Annotated in this window: 19 protein-coding genes; 7 read left to right on the top strand and 12 right to left on the bottom strand. The window is 71.2% G+C overall.

Annotated features, from left to right (window positions below):
* The first annotated feature begins 90 nt into the window (after positions 1–90).
* Positions 91–756, top strand: coding sequence for a potassium channel family protein (locus DV20_RS16460; protein WP_043781095.1), 666 nt, complete (start codon positions 91–93; stop codon positions 754–756).
* Positions 753–1,409, top strand: a complete 657-nt coding sequence (locus DV20_RS16455; protein WP_043781093.1) for a potassium channel family protein — start codon at positions 753–755, stop codon at positions 1,407–1,409. Before DV20_RS16460 ends, DV20_RS16455 begins: the two co-directional genes overlap by 4 nt.
* A gap of 117 nt (positions 1,410–1,526) precedes the next feature.
* Here the strand turns inward: DV20_RS16455 and DV20_RS16450 are convergent, their stop codons facing one another.
* Entirely contained in the window at positions 1,527–2,246 is a 720-nt protein-coding gene (locus DV20_RS16450; protein ID WP_043781091.1) for a DUF3159 domain-containing protein, read from the bottom strand.
* A gap of 9 nt (positions 2,247–2,255) precedes the next feature.
* A complete protein-coding gene (locus DV20_RS16445; protein ID WP_003074944.1) occupies positions 2,256–2,636 on the bottom strand; it encodes an OB-fold nucleic acid binding domain-containing protein in 381 nt (126 codons plus the stop codon).
* 107 nt (positions 2,637–2,743) lie between these two features.
* On the opposite strand from DV20_RS16445, the gene DV20_RS16440 reads away from it, so the two are divergent.
* Complete coding sequence (locus tag DV20_RS16440) at positions 2,744–3,457, top strand: alpha/beta fold hydrolase (protein WP_200876441.1); 714 nt, start codon at positions 2,744–2,746, stop codon at positions 3,455–3,457.
* A gap of 48 nt (positions 3,458–3,505) precedes the next feature.
* Here DV20_RS16440 and DV20_RS16435 read toward each other — a convergent pair whose 3' ends face one another.
* Positions 3,506–4,168: a DUF3710 domain-containing protein gene (locus tag DV20_RS16435; RefSeq protein ID WP_043781088.1), complete on the bottom strand. Its 663-nt coding sequence runs from the start codon at positions 4,166–4,168 to the stop codon at positions 3,506–3,508.
* The gene (gene dut, locus DV20_RS16430) at positions 4,168–4,671 is read right to left on the bottom strand and encodes a dUTP diphosphatase (protein ID WP_043781087.1); all 504 of its coding nucleotides are present in this window, start codon (positions 4,669–4,671) and stop codon (positions 4,168–4,170) included. The genes DV20_RS16435 and dut overlap by 1 nt, the downstream gene beginning before the upstream one ends.
* A 24-nt stretch (positions 4,672–4,695) precedes the next feature.
* On the opposite strand from dut, the gene DV20_RS16425 reads away from it, so the two are divergent.
* Positions 4,696–5,178, top strand: a complete 483-nt coding sequence (locus DV20_RS16425; protein WP_043781085.1) for a DUF3093 domain-containing protein — start codon at positions 4,696–4,698, stop codon at positions 5,176–5,178.
* Positions 5,179–5,320: 142 nt separating this feature from the next.
* Here DV20_RS16425 and DV20_RS16420 read toward each other — a convergent pair whose 3' ends face one another.
* Complete coding sequence (locus tag DV20_RS16420) at positions 5,321–5,629, bottom strand: DUF4193 domain-containing protein (RefSeq protein WP_013224476.1); 309 nt, start codon at positions 5,627–5,629, stop codon at positions 5,321–5,323.
* Between the two features lie 513 nt (positions 5,630–6,142).
* On the opposite strand from DV20_RS16420, the gene cei reads away from it, so the two are divergent.
* Positions 6,143–6,826: an envelope integrity protein Cei gene (gene cei / locus DV20_RS16415; RefSeq protein WP_043781083.1), complete on the top strand. Its 684-nt coding sequence runs from the start codon at positions 6,143–6,145 to the stop codon at positions 6,824–6,826.
* A 221-nt stretch (positions 6,827–7,047) separates the two neighbouring features.
* Here the strand turns inward: cei and DV20_RS16410 are convergent, their stop codons facing one another.
* Positions 7,048–7,866 carry an inositol monophosphatase family protein gene (locus DV20_RS16410; protein ID WP_043781080.1) on the bottom strand — a complete coding sequence of 273 codons (819 nt, stop codon included), beginning with the start codon at positions 7,864–7,866 and terminating at the stop codon, positions 7,048–7,050.
* Positions 7,867–7,930: 64 nt separating this feature from the next.
* Here DV20_RS16410 and ppgK point away from each other — a divergent pair, with 64 nt between their 5' ends.
* Positions 7,931–8,698, top strand: coding sequence for a polyphosphate--glucose phosphotransferase (ppgK, locus tag DV20_RS16405; RefSeq protein ID WP_084093512.1), 768 nt, complete (start codon positions 7,931–7,933; stop codon positions 8,696–8,698).
* Between the two features lie 173 nt (positions 8,699–8,871).
* Positions 8,872–10,272 carry an RNA polymerase sigma factor gene (locus DV20_RS16400; protein ID WP_043781079.1) on the top strand — a complete coding sequence of 467 codons (1,401 nt, stop codon included), beginning with the start codon at positions 8,872–8,874 and terminating at the stop codon, positions 10,270–10,272.
* 57 nt (positions 10,273–10,329) lie between these two features.
* Here DV20_RS16400 and DV20_RS16395 read toward each other — a convergent pair whose 3' ends face one another.
* The 6 genes from DV20_RS16395 to DV20_RS16370 all read right to left on the bottom strand — a co-directional run bounded on the left by DV20_RS16395 (position 10,330) and on the right by DV20_RS16370 (position 19,543).
* Positions 10,330–11,523, bottom strand: coding sequence for a hypothetical protein (locus DV20_RS16395; RefSeq protein ID WP_043781077.1), 1,194 nt, complete (start codon positions 11,521–11,523; stop codon positions 10,330–10,332).
* Between the two features lie 40 nt (positions 11,524–11,563).
* The gene (locus DV20_RS16390; RefSeq protein WP_043781075.1) at positions 11,564–11,956 is read right to left on the bottom strand and encodes a hypothetical protein; all 393 of its coding nucleotides are present in this window, start codon (positions 11,954–11,956) and stop codon (positions 11,564–11,566) included.
* 166 nt (positions 11,957–12,122) lie between these two features.
* Positions 12,123–14,330 (bottom strand): 1,4-alpha-glucan branching protein GlgB, encoded by a 2,208-nt coding sequence (gene glgB, locus DV20_RS16385; protein WP_043781074.1) that lies wholly within the window; start codon positions 14,328–14,330, stop codon positions 12,123–12,125.
* The gene (locus tag DV20_RS16380; RefSeq protein ID WP_043781073.1) at positions 14,327–15,706 is read right to left on the bottom strand and encodes a maltokinase N-terminal cap-like domain-containing protein; all 1,380 of its coding nucleotides are present in this window, start codon (positions 15,704–15,706) and stop codon (positions 14,327–14,329) included. Before DV20_RS16380 ends, glgB begins: the two co-directional genes overlap by 4 nt.
* A gap of 5 nt (positions 15,707–15,711) precedes the next feature.
* Positions 15,712–17,520 (bottom strand): maltose alpha-D-glucosyltransferase, encoded by a 1,809-nt coding sequence (gene treS / locus DV20_RS16375; protein ID WP_043781071.1) that lies wholly within the window; start codon positions 17,518–17,520, stop codon positions 15,712–15,714.
* Positions 17,521–17,560: 40 nt separating this feature from the next.
* Positions 17,561–19,543, bottom strand: coding sequence for an alpha-1,4-glucan--maltose-1-phosphate maltosyltransferase (locus tag DV20_RS16370; RefSeq protein WP_043781070.1), 1,983 nt, complete (start codon positions 19,541–19,543; stop codon positions 17,561–17,563).
* Positions 19,544–19,861: the final 318 nt, after the last annotated feature.

Below are 19,861 nucleotides of genomic sequence, written 5' to 3'. Positions count from 1 at the left end.
GGAAGCCTAACCGGAGGCAGGCACGGTAGGTTCGGCGCTGGCATGTCGGGGTAGGTACGGACGGGTGAACCGCCGAGGAGGAGGCAGGGCGTGCACGTGGTGATCATGGGATGCGGCCGGGTCGGCGCGTCCCTGGCCGCTGCGCTGGAGCGGCTCGGCCACGAGGTGGCCGTCATCGACAAGAACCAGCAGGCGTTCCGCCGGCTCGGCAGCGACTTCCACGGCCAGCAGGTCGTCGGCGTCGGCTTCGACCGCCGGGTGCTGGTCGAGGCCGGTATCGAGCGGGCCGGCGCGTTCGCGGCGGTGTCCAGCGGCGACAACTCGAACATCATTTCGGCGCGGGTCGCGCGCGAGAACTTCGGCATCGAGCACGTCGTCGCGCGGATCTACGACCACAAGCGTGCGGCCGTGTACGAGCGGCTGGGCATCCCGACGGTCGCGACCGTGCCGTGGACCACCGACCGGTTCCTGCGCAGCCTGCTGCCGGACGGCGTGGCGTCGGCGTGGCGGGACCCGTCGGGCAACGTCGCGCTGCTGCAGCTGCCGCTGCACGAGGGCTGGGTCGGGCACTCGGTGCAGTCGCTGCAGGAGGCGACCGGCGCCCGGGTGGCGTTCATCATGCGCTTCGGTACCGCCGTGCTGCCCGACACCAAGACGGTGCTGCAGGCCGACGACGTCGTGTGGGTGGCCGCGCGGTCCGGCACCGTCACCGACGTGACCAGTGTGGCCCACCGCGAACCGGAGGACGAGGCATGAGGGTCGCGATTGCCGGGGCCGGGGCGGTCGGCCGCTCCATCGCCGCCGAGCTGATCGACGGCAGGCACCAGGTGATGCTGATCGAGCGCGAGGCCGACCAGTTCGAGCCGCACGCGGTCGAGCAGGCCGACTGGGTGCTCGGCGACGCGTGCGAGGTGTCGATCCTGGAGGAGTCCGGGATCGAGCAGTGCGACGTCGTCATCGCCGCGACGGGCGACGACAAGGCGAACCTGGTGGTCTCCTTGCTGGCCAAGACGGAGTTCGCGGTGCGGCGCGTGGTGGCCCGGGTGAACAACCCGGCCAACGAGTGGCTGTTCACCGACGCCTGGGGCGTCGACGTCGCGGTCTCGACCCCCCGGATGCTGGCGGCGATGGTCGAGGAGGCGGTGAGCGTCGGCGACCTGGTGCGGCTGATGACGTTCCGGCAGAGCAACGCGAACCTGGTCGAGCTGACGCTGCCGGCGGAGACGCCCCTGGCGGGCAAGCCGGTGAGCGACCTGACGATCCCGCGGGACGCGGCGCTGGTGACCATCCTCCGGGGCGACCGGGTGATTGTGCCGCAGCCGGAGGACCCGCTGGAGCCGGGGGACGAGCTGCTGTTCGTCGCGACCGCGGACGTGGAGCCGGAGATCCGGACGGCGCTCGGGTACTGAGACCGGCGAGAAGGCCCCTGGCGTGTTCGCCGGGGGCCTTCTTCGCGGGTTGGCTCGGCGACCGGAACTGTCGGTGCTCGCCGGTAGAGTCGAGAACGGGGGGCGCCCCCGCGCGGGTCAGGCTTCCGGAGCCGCGTACTTCTCGCGCAGCCGGGCTTCGACCTCCGCGTCGGTCTCCGGCTCCGGTGCCGCCTCGGCCATGGCCTTCAGGCGCTTGTCCGACCGCCGCACCGCCCATACGACCACCAGCAGGCCCAGCGCGTACAGCGGGTACCCCATCGCGATCTTCGCGAAGGCCAGCCAGCCGGTGTAGTCCTCCTGGTAGAGCCACCGCTGCACGATGAACCGGGCGGCGAAGATCGCCGCCATGGCCAGCGTCGCGATGTCGTAGCCGTAGCGGGACGGCTTGTCCCTGCGCCAGGCCTGGCCGGTGCCGTTGAGCATGTTCCAGACCACGCCCGCGATCGGCCAGCGCACCACCACCGACAGCACGAAGATGCCGCAGTAGATCAGGCTCGCGTAGATCCCGAACAGGAAGAACCCCTTCGCCGACCCCGTCCGGTAGGCGATGAACGCCGCGATCGCGACGCCGAAGAAGCCCGAGATGGCCGGCTGCAGCGGCTCCTTGCGGACCACGCGCAGCACCGTGATGGCCACCGCGCTGCCGATGGACGTCCAGATGGCCGCGGTCAGCCCGAAGAACGAGTTGGCCAGGACGAAGACGATCACCGGCACCGAGGAGTAGATCAGGCCGGACACGCCGCCCATCTGCTCCAGCAGGGTCGGCTGCGGCTCTTCGCCGTCGGTCTTCTTCTCGCTCGGGGCGGGTTCAGTCACGATGGGTGATCAACTCACTGGGCTCTGGAGCTCGTAATAGGGGTTGTACAGCACCTTCTGGCCATCACGCTCGGCCATCCGGCCGCGCACCTTGATCGTCCGGCCAGGCTCGATGCCCGGGATCCGGCGGCGGCCGAGCCAGATTAGCGTCACGCCCTGTGTTCCGTCGAACAACTCGGCCTCCAGCGTGGCGGCCTCGTTGGTCGGGCAGAGCTCGACGCTGCGGAGCCGCCCCATCACGGTGACCTCTTCGCCGGAGCGGCAGTCACAGGCCCGCTGCGCCCCTTCGGCGCCCGACCTCATCGACATTTCGTCGGCGTCGAGATCCTCGACGTCGCTGGTCAGCTTGCGAACCAACCGGCTGAAGTAGCCGCCGTCTTTGGCGGACATAGGTACTCCTGTGCTCCGGGGCCCCCGACGTGGTGCATGCGGCCCGTGCGATTTCCAGCGTAGCTGCGGTCCCCGCCAGGGAAACGCCTTTGCGCAAGGATTGCAACGTGACGTCCGCAATCAGAGTTCCCGCCGCGGTACTGCTGCCCGGCACCGGCTCGGACGAGGTGTTCGTCCGGGCCGTCTTCGAACGGCCGCTGCGCGCCCTCGGTGTCCCGCTCATCGCGCCACCGCCACCTCCGGGCGCGGCGCTGGCCGACGGCTACCTGGCGATGCTGGACGCCCTCGCGGACGAGCACGGCGAACTCCTCGTGGGCGGCATCTCCTTCGGCGCCCACCTCGCCGCGGAGTGGGCGGTCCGCCACCCGGGCCGTTGCGGGGGCCTGCTGGCCGCCCTCCCGGCCTGGAACGGCGTCCCGGGCCCGGCACCCGCATCGCTGGCCGCGACGCTGACGGCGGATCTGGTGGCCGGTTCCGGGGTCGACGCCGCCTTGGCGCAGACCGCGGGCAGCCCGGACTGGCTGCGGGCCGAACTGGACCGGGCGTGGCGCCGCCACGGCGACGGCCTCGCCGGCGGCCTGCGCGCGGCGGCGAGCCGTCCCTCCCCCACCCTCGCCGAACTCGCGGGCCTCGCCGTCCCGGCCGGGATCGGCACGTGCACCGACGACCCGATCCACCCGGCGAAGGTCGCCTCGGAATGGGCGGGCGCCCTCCCCCGCGCGGCCCTCGGCGAGACGACGCTCACGGCGCTGGGCGCGGACCGCGAGTCCCTCGGCCGGGCGACCGTCCTCGCCTTCCTCCGGGCCCGAAAAAGGCCGTGAACGACCCGTTCCGGGACTGAAGGGGTCGTTCACGGCTTTCGGGTGGTGTCAGCCTTGCTGCTGCTGGGCCGCGATGTGCTCGGCGACCGCGTCGGGCAGCGTGATGGTCAGCGGCGTGCGGACCGGCATGGGCGCGTCGCCGCGGTCGACGATGGTCCGCCGGACGATCTCGCGCAGCACCTCGACGGCCGCCGCGGCCTCCGACTGGGGGCCCGCGATGACGCCGCGCAGCATCCAGCGGGGCCGGTCGACGCCGACGAAGCGCAGGGCGACGTCGCCGATGATGGCCGAGATCTCCAGGCCCCACACGCCGCGGCCGAGGGTGACCTTGGCGCCGTCGGACCGCAGCTGGTCGGCCAGCTCGGAGCTGACCTCCCGCCACAGCCCGCCCGAGCGCGGCGCGGCGTACGCGCTGACCGTGATCTGGCCCTGCTCGGTGACGACGTGCACGGCGCGCACGCCCCCGGCCTCCGGGTCCATTTCGACCTGGACCTGGGACCCGTCCGGCACCGGCACCTTCACCGAGCCGAGGTCGATCCGCGGGATGCCGTCGTCTTCGAAGTCGGCCACGTCGAACGGGCCGTCGGAGACGTCCGAAAGCTCCGATTCCTCGTCGTACGCCTCGTCCTCGAAAGTGTCATCGGCCTCGGGCGCGGCGTGCCGTCCGGCGGACCCGCCCTCGGTCCGCCGCTTGCGTCCGAAAATCCCCACTACTTCTCCGTTCCTTCCCCCGTGGCGGCGCTCGCGGCGAGCGCCGGTGCTCCCAGTGTGGCGTGTCCGCCCGTCGAGCCGTAGCCTCCGTCGCCCCGCTCGGTGGCGTCGAGCCGATCGACCTCGACGAACTCGGCGTGCTCGACCCGCTGCACGACCAGCTGGGCGATGCGGTCGCCGCGCGTCAGCTCCAGCGGGTGCACCGGGTCGTGGTTGATCAGGCAGACCTTGATCTCGCCGCGGTAGCCCGAGTCGATCGTGCCCGGGGTGTTCACCACCGAGAGGCCGGCCCGGGCGGCGAGGCCGGACCGCGGGTGGACGAACCCCGCGTACCCGGGCGGGAGCGCGATCGCGACGCCGGTGCCGACGACGCCGCGTTCCCCGGGTCCGAGCACGATATCCGAGGTGGTGACGAGATCGGCGCCCGCGTCGCCCGGTCGGGCGTAGGCGGGCGGCGGGACATCCGGGTCGAGCCGGGAGAGGAGTACCTGAACGCTGGACACGGGCGGCGAGATTACTCTCTACTCGTGGGTGAATCAGCGAAGACGGCCGCGAACGCCGCGGTCCGGCACTCCGAGCGGCTGTACGTCCCGTGGTGGGGCTGGCCGCTGCCGGTGCTGGGGGCGGTCCTGCTCGCGGCCGAGGTCGACCTCGGGTACCCGGGGATCCGGGCGTGGCTGCCGTACGTGATCGCGCTGCCGGTCGTCGTGGCGCTGCTGCTGTCGCTGGGCCGGTCGAAGGTCCGGATCACCGGCGGCGCCGAGCCGGAACTGTGGGTGGGCGACGCCCACCTGCCGCTGCGCTACGCCGGCGAGGTGGAGATCTTCGACAAGGAGGCCAAGCGCAAGGCGCTGGGGCGCGACGGCGACCCGGCCGCCTACGTGCTGCACCGCGGCTGGGTCGGCCCGGTCGTGAAGGTGCACCTCACCGACGCGAACGACCCGACGCCGTACTGGCTGTTCAGCACCCGGCACCCCGGGCGCGTCGCCGAGCTGCTCAAAAGCTCCTGACCGGACACGGTCCGGACATGGAAGGGGGCCGGCCTGCCGGCCGGCCCCCTTGTCCCCAGCGCGCTTCGAGCCTTCCCCGTGTCCCTCGAGGCTCTCCGTCGCGTCTGTTCGTCCCCTGTGTCCGAGAACCCCTCTGCGCGGCTCAGGCGCAGTCGCGGCAGATCAGGCGTCCGCCGTTGTCCTCGGCCAGCCGGCTCCGGTGGTGCACCAGGAAGCACACGGAACAGGTGAACTCGTCCGCCTGCTTCGGCACCACCTTGACGGTCATGTCCTCACCGGAAAGCCCGGAAAGGTCGGCACCCGGCAGCTCGAAGTTCTCGGCGGTCGCGTCCTCGTCGACGTCGACGACGCCGGACTGGTTCTCGTTCCGCCGGGCCTTGAGCTCCTCCAACGAGTCTTCGGCCAGCTCGTCGGCTTCGCTGCGGCGCGGAGCGTCGTAGTCGGTAGCCATGTGTCCCTCACCCCTGCGATCAGCTTGTGTAGTCGTTTTCCCGGACTCCCGGATGCGCCGGGAGTCCGCCGTGCCGCTGGTCAACGTTCCAGGGCCCCTGTTTGTGCCCGACGGCCGAAGTGACCGAGGTCTCTTCTTTTTGGGCCTCTTCCTGCGGCCGGAGCCCGGGAAGGGTAGCTCACCGCTGTGCGGGTTCTGCAACGAGTCAGACATTGCCGGGGAATCGTCACCCGACAGGGGGAACCCGCAGGTAAGACGCGTTGTCGTCCGTTCGGGTTGCGCGCGGGTGGAGAACTTCACGCGCGACCCGTGTCCGCTTGCCCCGGCCGGCCCCGGCGTGGTGCGATCGCTGCACGGGGATCGGTCCGGCTGGGGCCCGGTACCGCAGGAACAGCCGGGGGACCCGAGCGGGTGACCCCCGACCAGGTGCGCCGGCCGCAGCGCCTAGGCTGAGCGGCCTCGACGGTGCCCGGTACGCACGGTCGGTTTTCGTGTTCGGGAAGGGACGGGCGGGTGGCGTCGGGGAACGGCATCGGGGACCGTGGGGCGCGGCCGTATCGCAAGCACAAGCCGCTGCCGGCGCTGATCGTCATCGGCGTGCTCGCCCTCGGCGCGATCATCGTCTGGGTGAACGCCGCCATCGGCAAGGGCGACGTCGACGAGGCCGTCAAGTGCGACCCGCCCCCGAGCCCGCCGCCGGGCGTCACGTTCAGCAGCCTGCCCCACAACGCGCTCGACGACCGCGCCCCGGTCCCGCCGGACAAGGTCGCCTACCGGGTCCTCAACGCCTCGGGCAGCCGCGGCCAGGGCGGCATCACGACGACCGCGCTGCGCGAGCTCGGCTTCACGGGCGCCGCCGACCCGGCCAACGACCCGGCGTACGAGAACCGCGAGGCCAAGTGCCGCGGCCAGATCCGCTTCGGCGAGAACGGCGTCACCGCGGCCCGGACGCTCAGCCTCGTGGTGCCCTGCGCCGAACTGGTCCAGGACAACCGCAAGGACGCGAGCGTCGACGTGGTGACGGGCACCCTCTTCGGCGACCTCCGGCCGCGCGCCGAGGCGCGCCAGATCATCACGCAGCTCGCCGACTGGTCCCGGACCCACCAGGGCGGCGGCGGCAACGAGCAGTCCGCGGGAGCGAAGGCGCCGGTGGTCGACCAGACCCTGCTGGCCTCGGCCCGCGACGTGGCCTGCTGACCCGCGGCGAACGCCTCGCTGGACTCCGCCGATCAGTGGATTCCGCGCGCCACACGGGACCGGCCCACGCCCGCTGAACTCGGCCGCCCCGCTGAACTCCGCCGCTCCGGAACGGTCGGACCGCGAGTCGACCCTCCACTCACGCGAGTCGACCCGCCAAGGACGCGAATCGACGCTCCGGGGACGCGAACGAACCGACCGCCCCGGTCAGCGGGACCCGCTCAGACCTCCGCCGCGCCGCAGTCCGCCAACACCTTCCGCAGTGGGGCCGCGATCGAAGGCGCCGCCGCGTACGTCGCGTCCGCGCCCAGCTCCGGCGCCGTGCCCGGCAGGGCGACCTCCGCGCCCGCCTCCGCGGCGATCAGTGCTCCCGCCGCCCAGTCCCAGCGGTTGAGACCGTGCTCCACGTACGCGTCCAGCCAGCCCGCCGCCACCGCGCACAGGTCCAGCGACGCCGCTCCGTTGCGGCGGATGTCCCGCACCTGCCCGAGCAGCGAGGCCGCGAAGCGCGACTGCCGCGTCCGCCGGGACGGCGAGTACGCGAAACCGGTTCCGACCAGCGTCACCTCCAGGGCTTCCGGGGCCGACACCGCCAGCCGCCGTCCGTCCAGGAACGCTCCCTGACCGCGGGCCGCCGACCAGACGCGGCCGGTCGCCGGCTCGACCACCGCGCCGGCCACCGACACCCCGCCGACCTGCGCGGCCACCGAGACCGCGAACCACGGCAGGCCGTAGAGGAAGTTGACCGTCCCGTCGATCGGGTCGACCACCCACGTGACGCCGTCGCCGGCGGCACCGCCGCCTTCCTCGCCCAGCACCGGCTCGCCCGGCCGCAGCGCGGCCAGCCGGTCCCGCACCAGGCGCTCGGACTCGTGGTCCACCGCGGTCACCACGTCGGTGGCCCCGGACTTGGTCCCGACGGCGACCGCACGACCGGACGCCATGCCCTCCCAGGCCTCGCGGACCAGCTCGGCGGCGTCCGTCGCGACCTGCACCGCGACGCTTTTCAGCAACGACTCGTCAACTCCCACGTCCGACATGTCACCACATCCGGTTAAAGTCTCCGAGGCAGGCTTCTGAATCGTGCGAGAAGGGACCACGTCCGTGGTGGAGGCGACCCGCCGAGGTTTCGGCATCGACATCGGCGGCAGCGGGATCAAGGGCGCCTTGGTCGACCTGGAGAAGGGGCAGCTCATCGGCGACCGGATCCGGATCGAGACGCCGAAGCCGTCCACGCCGTCGGCGGTGGCGGACGTCGTGCACGACATCGTCACGCAGGCGGGCTGGGACGGCCCGGTCGGCGTCACGCTCCCCGCGGTGGTCAAGAAGGGCGTCGCGCACACCGCCGCCAACATCGACAAGCAGTGGATCGGCACGGACGCCGACGCGCTGTTCGCCAAGCGGCTCGGCCGCAGCGTCGACCAGATCGCGATGCTCAACGACGCCGACGCGGCGGGCATGGCCGAGATCCGCTTCGGCGACCCGGTCGCGCGCAAGGGCGTCACCGCGCTGCTCACCTTCGGCACCGGCATCGGCAGCGCGGTGTTCCAGGACGGCAAGCTCGTCCCCAACACCGAATTCGGCCACCTCGAGATCGACGGCCACGACGCCGAGAAGCGCGCGGCCGCTTCGGTGAAGGACAACGAGGGGCTCTCCTACCCCGAATGGGCCAAGCGCGTGCACCGTTATCTGACCGTGCTGGAGAACCTGATCTGGCCCGACCTGTTCATCGTCGGCGGCGGGGTCAGCAAGAAGGCCGAGAAATGGGTGCCGCTGCTGGACATCCGCACTCCGGTGCTGGTGGCGAGCCTGCAGAACAACGCCGGCATCGTGGGCGCCGCGGCCGCCGCGGCGGAGGGCATCGAGCACTGATTCGGCTCTGAGGGTGATCGCTTCGCACCGCATGCGCGTACCGTCGTTACAATGGAACACGGCCCACGGCTGCGGAGGGCAAAACCGCAGGCCGAGGCGTGATCCCCGAATGTGATGCAGCAGTGGCACCCGTGCCGTTGCTCGTCGTGATCGACCGCTGCGAAAGGGCGTAAGTGGCAGCCGCAAGAACCGCAACCCGAGGCGGGACGAAGACAGCGACCGCAGCCGGCGAGCCGGCCGAAGAGGCAGCCACCGGGACGGCGAAGCCGGCGGCCCGCAAGACCACCACCACCGCCAAGAAGGCCCCGGCCAAGAAGGCGCCGGCGAAGAAGCCCGCGACCAAGGGCGCGAAGACCGAAGACGGCGAGCCGGACGGTCCCGTCGACCTCGAGGACGACGTCGAACTGGACACCCCCGACCTGTCGGACCTGGAAGAGGTCGAGGTCGACGTCGTCGACGAAACGGTCAACGACGAGCCGGACACGGCCGACGACGACGATGACGACGAGGAGTCGGACGAGGAGACCCCGGCGCAGCGGCGCCGCGGTGCCGCGGCCGACAAGGCGGCCAAGAGCTCCGACAACCCGGACTTCGTCTGGGACGAGGAGGAGTCCGAGGCGCTGCGCCAGGCGCGCAAGGACGCCGAGCTCACCGCGTCCGCCGACTCCGTGCGGGCCTACCTCAAGCAGATCGGCAAGGTCGCGCTGCTGAACGCCGAGGAGGAGGTGGAGCTCGCCAAGCGGATCGAGGCCGGGCTCTACGCCGCCGAGCGCGTGCGCACCGCCGAGGAGGAAGGCGAGAAGCTCGTCACGCAGATGCGCCGCGATCTCAAGTGGATCGTGCGCGACGGCGAGCGCGCCAAGAACCACCTGCTCGAGGCGAACCTCCGCCTGGTCGTTTCGCTGGCCAAGCGCTACACCGGCCGCGGCATGGCGTTCCTGGACCTGATCCAGGAAGGCAACCTCGGCCTGATCCGCGCGGTGGAGAAGTTCGACTACACCAAGGGCTACAAGTTCTCGACGTACGCCACGTGGTGGATCCGCCAGGCGATCACCCGCGCGATGGCCGACCAGGCCCGCACCATCCGCATCCCGGTGCACATGGTCGAGGTCATCAACAAGCTGGGCCGCATCCAGCGCGAGCTGCTCCAGGACCTCGGCCGCGAGCCGACCCCGGAAGAGCTCGCGAAGGAAATGGACATCTCCCCGGAGAAGGTCCTGGAGATCCAGCAGTACGCGCGCGAGCCGATCTCGCTGGACCAGACGATCGGCGACGAGGGCGACAGCCAGCTCGGCGACTTCATCGAGGACTCCGAAGCGGTCGTCGCGGTCGACGCGGTGTCGTTCACGCTGCTGCAGGACCAGCTCCAGTCGGTGCTGCAGACGCTGTCCGAGCGCGAGGCGGGCGTGGTCCGGTTGCGCTTCGGCCTCACCGACGGCCAGCCGCGCACGCTCGACGAGATCGGCCAGGTGTACGGGGTCACCCGGGAGCGCATCCGGCAGATCGAGTCGAAGACGATGTCGAAGCTGCGTCACCCGTCGCGGTCCCAGGTCCTGCGGGACTACCTGGACTGAGCGGCAGTTCGTCACGGAAACCCCGCCACCGGCTCACGGTGGCGGGGTTTCCGCAGTTCAGGGGCGTCCCGTGAGCGTCGTCCACGGGACGTGCACGACCACGCGTTCCCGCAGCTGCTCGTTGAGCAGCCACAGCTCGCCCGTGGCCGGCCAAGAGGACAGGTTCTGGCTGTTCACCGGCGCCTGCCCGGCCAGCCTCGACGTCGACGTGCCGCCGACGCCGCCGTGCAGGCACGACGGGTGGTCGCCCGCCACGCCCGCGTACTCCGGGCACACACCCGTCACCACGAAGTAGCCGTTGCGCGACACCGCGCCCTGCATGCCCCACACCGGGGACGAGAAGCCCTCGGCCGCGTGCACCTGCCCGTCGGACGCCGTCTTGAGCCCGCCCGAGGCCGCGTCGAACGGCCAGCGCAGGATCCGGCCGCCCGCCGCCGCGGGGACGTGTTCCGCGGTCACGAACGTCGAATCGGTGTGGTCGAACGACAACGTCGACAGGCAGGGGTGCGTGTCGATCGCCGTCGTGCACGCGCCGCCGCCCGGGTACCAGTACGCGCCGATCTGCGGCATCGCGTAGTCGTAGAACGCCGCGTGGTACCGGCCGTCGGCGCCCAGGCCGACCGTCCCCGCGCCGGCGTCGACCGGCCAGAAGTGCGTGGTGTCGAAGACGCGGATCAGGCCGCCGGTGGTCGCCACGAACAGCCGGTTGCCGGCCCACGTCATGCCGTGCCCGTGACCGGTGACGACCCGGAAGTCGGTGCCGGAAGTCGGTTCCACCAGCAGGACGTGCCGGTAACCGAGGCCGGTGGCGTCCACAAAGGACAAGCGGACCATGGTGTCGCCCGGGGTGTGCCACGACGTCGCGACGACGCGCTTGCCGCCGGCGGTCCCGGTCGCCGGGTCCGCGTCGCCGGAGCCGGTGAGGCCCTGCGGGATCCAGTCGTTGGTCTTGTCGTCGTTGGCGTCTTCCCAGCAGAAGCCGGCGGGCTTCAAGGCCGTCGCCAGGTACGTGCCGTGACAGAGCGGCCGGGCCTTCCGGTTGGTGTCGGCGAGCAGCGAGGTGAGCCCGCGCGGCGGGAGTTTCGCGTCCAGCGCGGTGATCCGGGAGCCGTAGGTGGCGAAGCTGTCGCCGGCGGTGAGCCGGAAGCCGTCGACGGTCGCCGCGTCCAGCCGCGGGAAGTTCGCCGCCGCCTGGGCCGACGGCGCGAGGCCGAGCAGGAGCAGCGCCACGAAGCCGATCAGGAGTCGCATGCCGGCAGCGTGCCCGGCGCGCGTACACGGCCCGTACAACTCAGGGCACGGCCAGCCCGCGTTCCCGCAGCGACTGCTCGACGCGCAGGCGTTCGATCTCGCGGTCCATCCCCTCGGGCAGCTCCCCGAGCCGGTGCGGGACGCCGACCTGGCGGCAGGCCACGGTGAGGAGCTCGTCGTAGGCCTGCCGGGTGCCCAGCCGCCGCGCGGCCGGCGTCCCGGCCGGGTAACCGGCGAGCAGCCGGTGCACCCGCCGCAGGTCCGCGACGACGCGTTCGATCGGCGGGCTTTCCGGTTGCGGTTCCGCACGCTTCTCGCGGATCCAGGCGATCAGCCGGGGGACGTGCAGGGCGCACCAGAACAGCACCGTGGGCGCGAGACAGACCACGGCGAAGAGGATCAGGTTCGCGAGGACGCCACCGGAGCCGCCCATCCCCCGATGGTAAGCCCGCCACACCCGCCCAGCCGAGACCTTTCGCGTGACCGGACGGGCATCACCTGTGCTGGGAGGGGCATCTCGCGTGATTGGAGGGGCATCGCGTGTGATGCCCCTCCAAGCACGCGTGATGCCCCTCGGGACACGCGTGATGCCTCTTTCGTTACGGGAGTTCGGGGGTCTCCGGGGTCTCTTCCACCAGCCAGAGGACGCCGGCGGGTGGGAGCTGGAGGATCGCGGAGGCCGGCTGGCCGTGCCAGGGCTCCTCCGTCGCCTCCACCGCGCCGAGGTTGCCGACGCCGGAGCCGCCGTAGGCCTCCGCGTCGGTGTTGACGACCTCCACCCAGCGGCCTGCGGAAGGCAGGCCGACGCGGTAGTCGTGGTGCGGGACGCCGGCGAAGTTCGCGACGCAGGCCAGGCGCGAGCCGTCGGCGCCGATGCGCAGGAAGCTCAGCACGTTGCCGCTCGAATCGTTCGCGTCGATCCAGCGGAAGCCGTCCGGCGAGGTGTCCTGGCTGTAGAGCGCCGGGCAGGTCCGGTAGACCGTGTTCAGCGACCGCAGCAGCTCCCACACGCCCAGGTGCAGCGGCTCCTCCATGAGGTGCCAGTCGAGCGAGCGCTGCTCCGACCACTCCCCCGGCTGGCCGAACTCGCCGCCCATGAACAGCAGCTGCTTGCCCGGGTGCGCCCACATGAACGCCAGCAGCGACCGGAGCCCGGCCGCCTTGTTCCAGGCGTCGCCCGGCATCCGGCCCCACAGGGAGCCCTTGCCGTGCACCACTTCGTCGTGCGAGAGCGGCAGCACGAAGTTCTCGCTCCACGCGTACACGAGCGAGAACGTCATCTCGTTGTGGTGGTACGCCCGGTGGATCGGCTCGTGCGACAGGTACCGGAGCGTGTCGTGCATCCAGCCCATGTTCCACTTGAAGCCGAACCCGAGCCCGCCCAGGTGCGTCGGGCGCGTGACGCCCGGCCAGGCCGTCGACTCCTCGGCCACCATCACGATGCCCGGGTGTCGCTTGTAGACGGTCGCGTTCAGCTCCTGCAGGAACCGCACCGCGTCGAGGTTCTCCCGCCCGCCGTACTGGTTGGGCAGCCACTCCCCTTCCTTGCGGGAGTAGTCGAGGTACAGCATCGACGCCACCGCGTCGACGCGCAGGCCGTCGAGGTGGAACTCCTCGATCCAGTACAGGGCGTTGGCGACCAGGAAGTTGCGGACCTCGTTGCGGCCGAAGTCGAACACGAGCGTGCCCCAGTCGGGCTGCTCGCCGCGGCGCGGGTCCGCGTGCTCGTACAGCGCGGTGCCGTCGAACTTCGCCAGCGCCCAGGCGTCCCGCGGGAAGTGCGCGGGCACCCAGTCGACCAGCACGCCGATCCCCCGCTGGTGCAGGCGGTCGACGAAGTAGCGGAAGTCGTCCGGCGAGCCGAAGCGGGACGTCGGCGCGTAGTACGACGTCACCTGGTAGCCCCACGAGCCGCCGAACGGGTGCTCCGACACCGGCAGCAGCTCGACGTGCGTGAAACCGGTTTCGACGAGGTAGTCGCCCAGCTGCTCGGCCAGCTCGCGGTAGTCGAGACCGGGCCGCCACGAACCGAGGTGGACCTCGTAGACGCTCATCGGCGCCGCGGCCCACTGCGTGGCTTCGCGCTGCGCGACCCACTCGTCGTCTTGCCACAGGTACGCCGACTGCGTCACGACCGAAGCCGTCGCGGGGGGCTGCTCCGTGCCGAACGCCATCGGGTCGGCCTTCTCGCGCCAGTTCCCGTCGGCGCCGAGGATCCGGAACTTGTAGCAGGTGCCCGCGCCGACCCCGGGCACGAACAGCTCCCAGACGCCGGACGAGCCGAGCGAGCGCATCGGGTGCCCGCGCCCGTCCCAGCCGTTGAAGTCGCCGATCACGCGGATGCCGCGCGCGTTCGGCGCCCACACCGCGAACGACGTCCCCTCGACGACCCCGTTCGGCGTCTCGTACGAGCGGACGTGCGCCCCGAGCGCCTCCCAGAGCCGCTCGTGCCGTCCCTCGCCGATCAGGTGCAGGTCCAGCTCGCCGACCGTGGGCAGCCAGCGGTACGGGTCGTCGGCGGTGGCGGTGTGCCCGTCGTACTCGACCTCGAGGCGGTAGTCGCCGGGGTGCTCGGGCACGGCGACGGCGAACAGCGCGTCGATCACCGGGTCCATCGGGTACCGCTGCTCGCCCGCGCACAGCGTGACGGCTTTCGCGCCGGGCAGCAGCGCCCGGGCCGCGAAGCCCTTGCCCACCGCGTGCACGCCCAGCACCGAGTGCGGGTCGTGGTGGGAGCCGGCGAGCAGCCGGTCGATGTCCGCGGCCGGCGGGGCCGCGGCCGGGAGGCCTTCGGGAGCCGCGTTCACGGTGTCGTCCCTCCGCTAGTGATCCGGGCGATCGAGGCGAGCGGCACGCCCAGCCAGTCCGGCCGGTTCGCGTGCTCGTAACCCACCTCGTAGACCGCCTTGTCCAGTTCGAAGGCGCGCAGCAGCTCGCCCTGCTCGCGCGGGTCGGCCGCGATCGCGGCGTAGCCCTCGCAGAACGCCGCCCGGTTGCGCTCCGACCATTCGTGGGCGCGCTCGGCCAGCGCCGGCTCGTCCGGCTGGCCGACCAGCATCTGCTGGGCCGCGTAGTCGAACGACCTCAGCATGCCCGCGACGTCGCGCAACGGCGACCTGAGCGCGTGGCGTTCCTCGACCGGGGCCGCGGGCTCGCCCTCGAAGTCGATGAGCAGCCAGCCGCCGACCGTCCGCAGCACCTGGCCGAGGTGCAGGTCGCCGTGGATGTACTGCATGGCCACCGAGCCGGTGGGCAGCGTGCGCATCTTCTCGAACGCCGCCCGCAGCTTCGGCGCGTGCGGGGCCAGCTCCGGCACCCGCCCGGCGATCGTGTCGAGCCGGTCGAGCATCGCCTTCGTCGAGCGTTCGAGCTCGTCGGCGTCGACGGCCTCCGTGCCGAGCGCCTCGGCCAGGTCCGCGTGCACCTCGGCGACCGCCCGTCCGAGCCGCTCCGCCTCGCCGGCGAAGTCGCCGCCGACCTCCGCGGGGTGCAGTTCGGGCGCGGCCATCAGGTCGCGGACGCTGGTGGTGGCCATCGCCCAGCCGTCGACCGCGTCGGACACGAACTGCTGGAGCATGCCGACCGTGGTGGGCTCGCCGTCCAGGTCGCCGGTGACCGACCCGAGCACCGGGGCGATGTGCTTGCTGCCGACGCCCTGCAGCGCGCGGTGCAGCAGCAGGTCCTTGTTCTTGCCCGGCGTCAGCTTCCGGAACAGCTTGAGGATGTACTGCCCGCCGTAGACCAGGGACGTGTTGCTCTGCTCCGACGTGATCGGCCGCGCCCGCAGGCCGGTGTCCAGCTCGACACCGGGCTCGTGCTCGAAGACCAGCGAGCCGACCCGCTCCTCGCGGGCCATCAGGTCCAGCAGCACGCCGGTGACGTCCAGGTCGCCGGACGCCTCGTAGGCGTTGAGGTCGCCGGCGGCCCCGATCCAGCTGGTCGAGGCGATCTCCGGCGGGTGCGTCCGCCGGCCCACCAGCAGCTGGTAGGGCTCGCGCCGGTCGTCCTGGGCGACCTCGATCACGACGTGCAGCAGCTGCGGATCGCCGGACACCAGCTCGGTCACGCCGAGCGTGCGGACGCCGGTCACCGGCCGGTCCTTGCCGGCGAACCACCGCTGTTCCGGCAGCCAGCGCTTCAGGTCGCCGGTCAGGTTGTCGACCAGCTCGCGCGGGTCGGACAAGGGACTCACCTCGCTTCGCCTTCGTCTCCCGGGTTCGTCAGCTGGAACCAGTAGAAGCCGTGCCCGGGCAGCGTCAGCAGGTACGACAGGTCCCCGATGCTGGGGAACCGCACGCCACCGGTGAGCTCCACCGGCGTGCACCCGCGGTGCGCGGACAGGTCCAGCTCCACCGGCTGCGGGAACCGGGAGAGGTTGTTCACGCAGAGCACGACGTCTTCGCCGCCGTCCGGGCGCCGCCACTGCCGCTTGTAGGCCAGCACGCTCGGGTTGGACCCGCCGAGGTCGACGAACTCGCCCTCGGCGAACGCGTGGTGCTGCTTGCGCACCTCGATCATCCGGCGGGTCCAGTTCAGCAGCGAGGACGCGTTGTTCGACTGCGCCTCGACATTGAGGCCCTGGTAGCCGTACACCGGGTCCATGATCACCGGCAGGTAGATCCGGCCCGGGTCGCAGGAGGAGAACCCGGCGTTGCGGTCCGGGGTCCACTGCATGGGGGTGCGCACCGCGTCGCGGTCGCCGAGCCAGATGTTGTCTCCCATGCCGATCTCGTCACCGTAGTACAGAACGGGCGAACCGGGGAGGGACAGCAGCATCGCTGTGAACAGCTCCTGCTGGTTCCGGTCGTTGTCCAGCAGCGGCGCCAGCCTGCGCCGGATGCCGATGTTGGCCTTCATGCGCGGGTCCTTGGCGTACTCCGCGTACATGTAGTCGCGCTCTTCGTCGGTGACCATCTCGAGGGTCAGCTCGTCGTGGTTGCGCAGGAAGATCCCCCACTGCGTGCCGCTGGGGATCTCCGGGGTCTGGGTGAGGATCTCCGAGATGGGGAACCGGGATTCGCGGCGCACGGCCATGAAGATCCGCGGCATCAGCGGGAAGTGGAACGCCATGTGGCACTCGTCGCCGCCGACCGCCGGGTCGCCGAAGTACTCGACGACGTCCGAGGGCCACTGGTTGGCCTCGGCCAGCAGGATCCGGCCCGGGTACTCGTCGTCGACGACCTTGCGGCAGCGCTTGAGGAACTCGTGCGTGCGCGGCAGGTTCTCGCAGTTGGTGCCCTCCTGCTCGAACAGGTACGGCACGGCGTCCAGGCGGAACCCGTCGATGCCCAGGTCCAGCCAGAACCGCAGGACGTCGATCATCGCGTTCTGGACGTCGACGTTCTCGTAGTTCAGGTCGGGCTGGTGGGAGAAGAACCGGTGCCAGTAGAACTGGCCGCGGACCGGGTCGTAGGTCCAGTTCGACGTCTCGGTGTCGACGAAGATGATCCGCGCGTCGGCGTAGCGGGAGTCGTCGTCGCTCCACACGTAGTAGTCGCCGTACGGGCCGTCGGGCTCGCTGCGGGACTGCTGGAACCACGGGTGCGCGTCCGAGGTGTGGTTGAGCACCAGGTCGGTGATCACCCGGATGCCGCGCCGGTGCGCCTCGTTGAGCAGGAAGACGAAGTCCTCGACGCTGCCGAACTCCGGCAGCACCGCGCGGAAGTCGCTGATGTCGTACCCGCCGTCGCGCAGCGGCGAGGCGTAGAACGGCGGCAGCCACAGGCAGTCGATGCCCAGCCAGGCCAGGTAGTCCAAGCGCCCGGCCAGGCCGCGCAGGTCGCCGGTGCCGTCGCCGTTGGAGTCGGCGAACGCGCGCACCAGCACTTCGTAGAACACCGCCCCCTTGAACCACTCCGGGTTGCTCGGCGCCTGCTGCGCCGACCGGAAGTCCCCGGCCTGCGGTTCCACCAGCATGCCGTCGGCGGTCATCGCCTCGCCGGTGTGCGGCACGCCCTCCAGCCCCAGTGCCGCGTCGGGCCGGGCCTCATCCGCCATGTGCTCCACCTCAGTCCCTCGGATTCCTGTCCTTCCGTTCTCAGCCGGCCAGCCGTCGTCTCACCGACACCACGTGCGCCACCGCCCGCCACGGTTCGAGCCGGACGTAGTTCGCCGGACCCCAGTCCCACGTGTCGCCGGTGACCTCGTCGTGGGCGATCAGCCGTTCGTGCGCCTCGAAACCGAGGGCGCCGGTGTCGAGCCAGAGCGTGCCCTCCTGGGGCCCGTACGGGTCGAGGGTGACGACCGTGACCACGGTGTCGCCGGTGGCCGGGTCCTGTTTGGAGTAGGCCAGCAGCGCGTCGTTGTCGATGTGGTGGAAGTGCAGGGTGCGCATCTGCTGCAGCGCCGGGTGGGCGCGGCGGACGGCGTTCAGCTTCGCCAGCCACGGCTCCAGCGAACGCCCCTCGGCGAGTGCGCCCTCGAAGTCGCGCGGGCGCAGCTGGTACTTCTCGGAGTCGAGGTACTCCTCGCTGCCTTCGCGGACCGCGACGTGCTCGAACAGCTCGTACCCCGAGTAGACGCCCCACGTCGGCGAGATCGTCGCCGCGAGGGCGGCCCGCAACGCGAACATGCCGGGGCCGCCGCGCTGCAGCGACTCGTGGAGGATGTCCGGCGTGTTGACGAACAGGTTCGGCCGACCCTCGTTCCAGTGTTCCCGCAGGTCGATGGCGAAGTCGATCAGTTCCTGCTTGCTCGTGCGCCAGGTGAAGTAGGTGTAGCTCTGGGTGAAGCCGAGCCGGGCCAGGCCCCACAGGCGCGCCGGGCGGGTGAACGCCTCGGCCAGGAACAGCACGTCCGGGTGGGCGTCCTTGACCGACTGGATCAGCCAGGCCCAGAAGTCCGGTGGCTTGGTGTGCGGGTTGTCGACCCGGAAGATCTTCACCCCGTGGTCGATCCACACGGTGATGACCCGCAGCATCTCTTCGTAGACGGCCTTGGGGTCGTTGTCGAAGTTGATCGGGTAGATGTCCTGGTACTTCTTCGGCGGGTTCTCCGCGTAGGCGATCGAGCCGTCGGGGCGCGTCGTGAAGAACTCGGGGTGCTTGAGCACCCACGGGTGGTCGGGCGCGGCCTGCAGCGCGAAGTCGAGCGCCACCTCCATGCCGAGCTCCTCCGCCCGCGCGACGAAGGCGTCGAAGTCCTCGAAGGTGCCCAGCTCGGGGTGGATGGCGTCGTGGCCGCCCTCGTCCGCGCCGATCGCCCACGGCGAGCCGACGTCCTCCGGCTTGGCGTCGAGGGTGTTGTTGGGACCCTTGCGGTTCACTCGCCCGATCGGGTGAATCGGCGGGAGGTAAACGACGTCGAAGCCCATTTTCGCGACCCGGTCGAGCGCGTTCGCGGCGGTGGCGAAGGTGCCGTGCACCGGCTTGCCCTCGGCGTCGAGTCCGCCGGTCGAGCGGGGGAACAGCTCGTACCAGGAGCCGTACGCGGCGCGGCGGCGGTCGACCCAGATCTTCTGCGGCTTGCCCTTGGTGATCAGTTCCCGCACCGGGAACTCGTGCATCACCTGGCGGACCTCGGGCGACAGCGCGGGACCGACGCGCTCGGCGAGGCTGCGCTCTTCGTCGCGCAGGGCCTTCACCGCACCGGTCAGCAGCGCCTTCTCGCCCCGGCGGTCGGGGCGGCGGGAGACGCGCTCGATGAGCCGGGCGCCGTTCTCGAGGTCGTTGGCGAGGTCTTCGGGCCCCTGCCCGGCGGCGACCTTCACCTCGACGGCGTGCTCCCACGTCGCCCAGGGGTCGCCCCACGCGTCGACCCGGAACGTCCACAGCCCGGTGGTGTCCGGGGCGATCACCGCGGAGAACTCGTCGGGGTGGTCGGGGCCGCGCGGCACCATCCGCGTCTGGCGCGTCAGCCGGTCTTCCGGACCGCGCCACGCGACTGTCGCCGCGACGGCGTCGTGGCCCTCGCGCCAGACGGTCGCGAAGACCGGGATGTGTTCCCCCACAACGGCTTTGGCCGGATACCGGCCGCAGCTCACGCTGGGGGAGACGTCGTCGATGCCGAGCCGGCCGGTCATGGGCAACGCCCTTCACTGTTTCGGTTGGACGCAGACGGCGACAGTCTGCCTGACTCGATCAAGCGCCCACGAGGCAGGGTTCTCTATCCCTGTACCCAAACGGGATCATCCGAAACGCTTCCGGCGCAACGAGTTCCGCCCACGTGTCCGGCAGGTTACGCCCGGGCGGTCCCCACCCCACGTTCCCACCCGCCCGACACGCGAACCCGAACGGCCGAGACCCGTACCCGAACGGACGACTCACCTGTGTCCGAAGGGTCGACACGCGTGATTGAACAGCCGACTCGCGTGATTGAGGGGTCGACACGGCGGCTGGCT

This window comes from Amycolatopsis rifamycinica, assembly GCF_000695625.1.
Taxonomy (GTDB): domain Bacteria; phylum Actinomycetota; class Actinomycetes; order Mycobacteriales; family Pseudonocardiaceae; genus Amycolatopsis; species Amycolatopsis rifamycinica.
The sequence above is the reverse complement of the archived record's forward strand: the minus strand, read 5'-3'. Positions and strand labels throughout refer to the sequence as shown.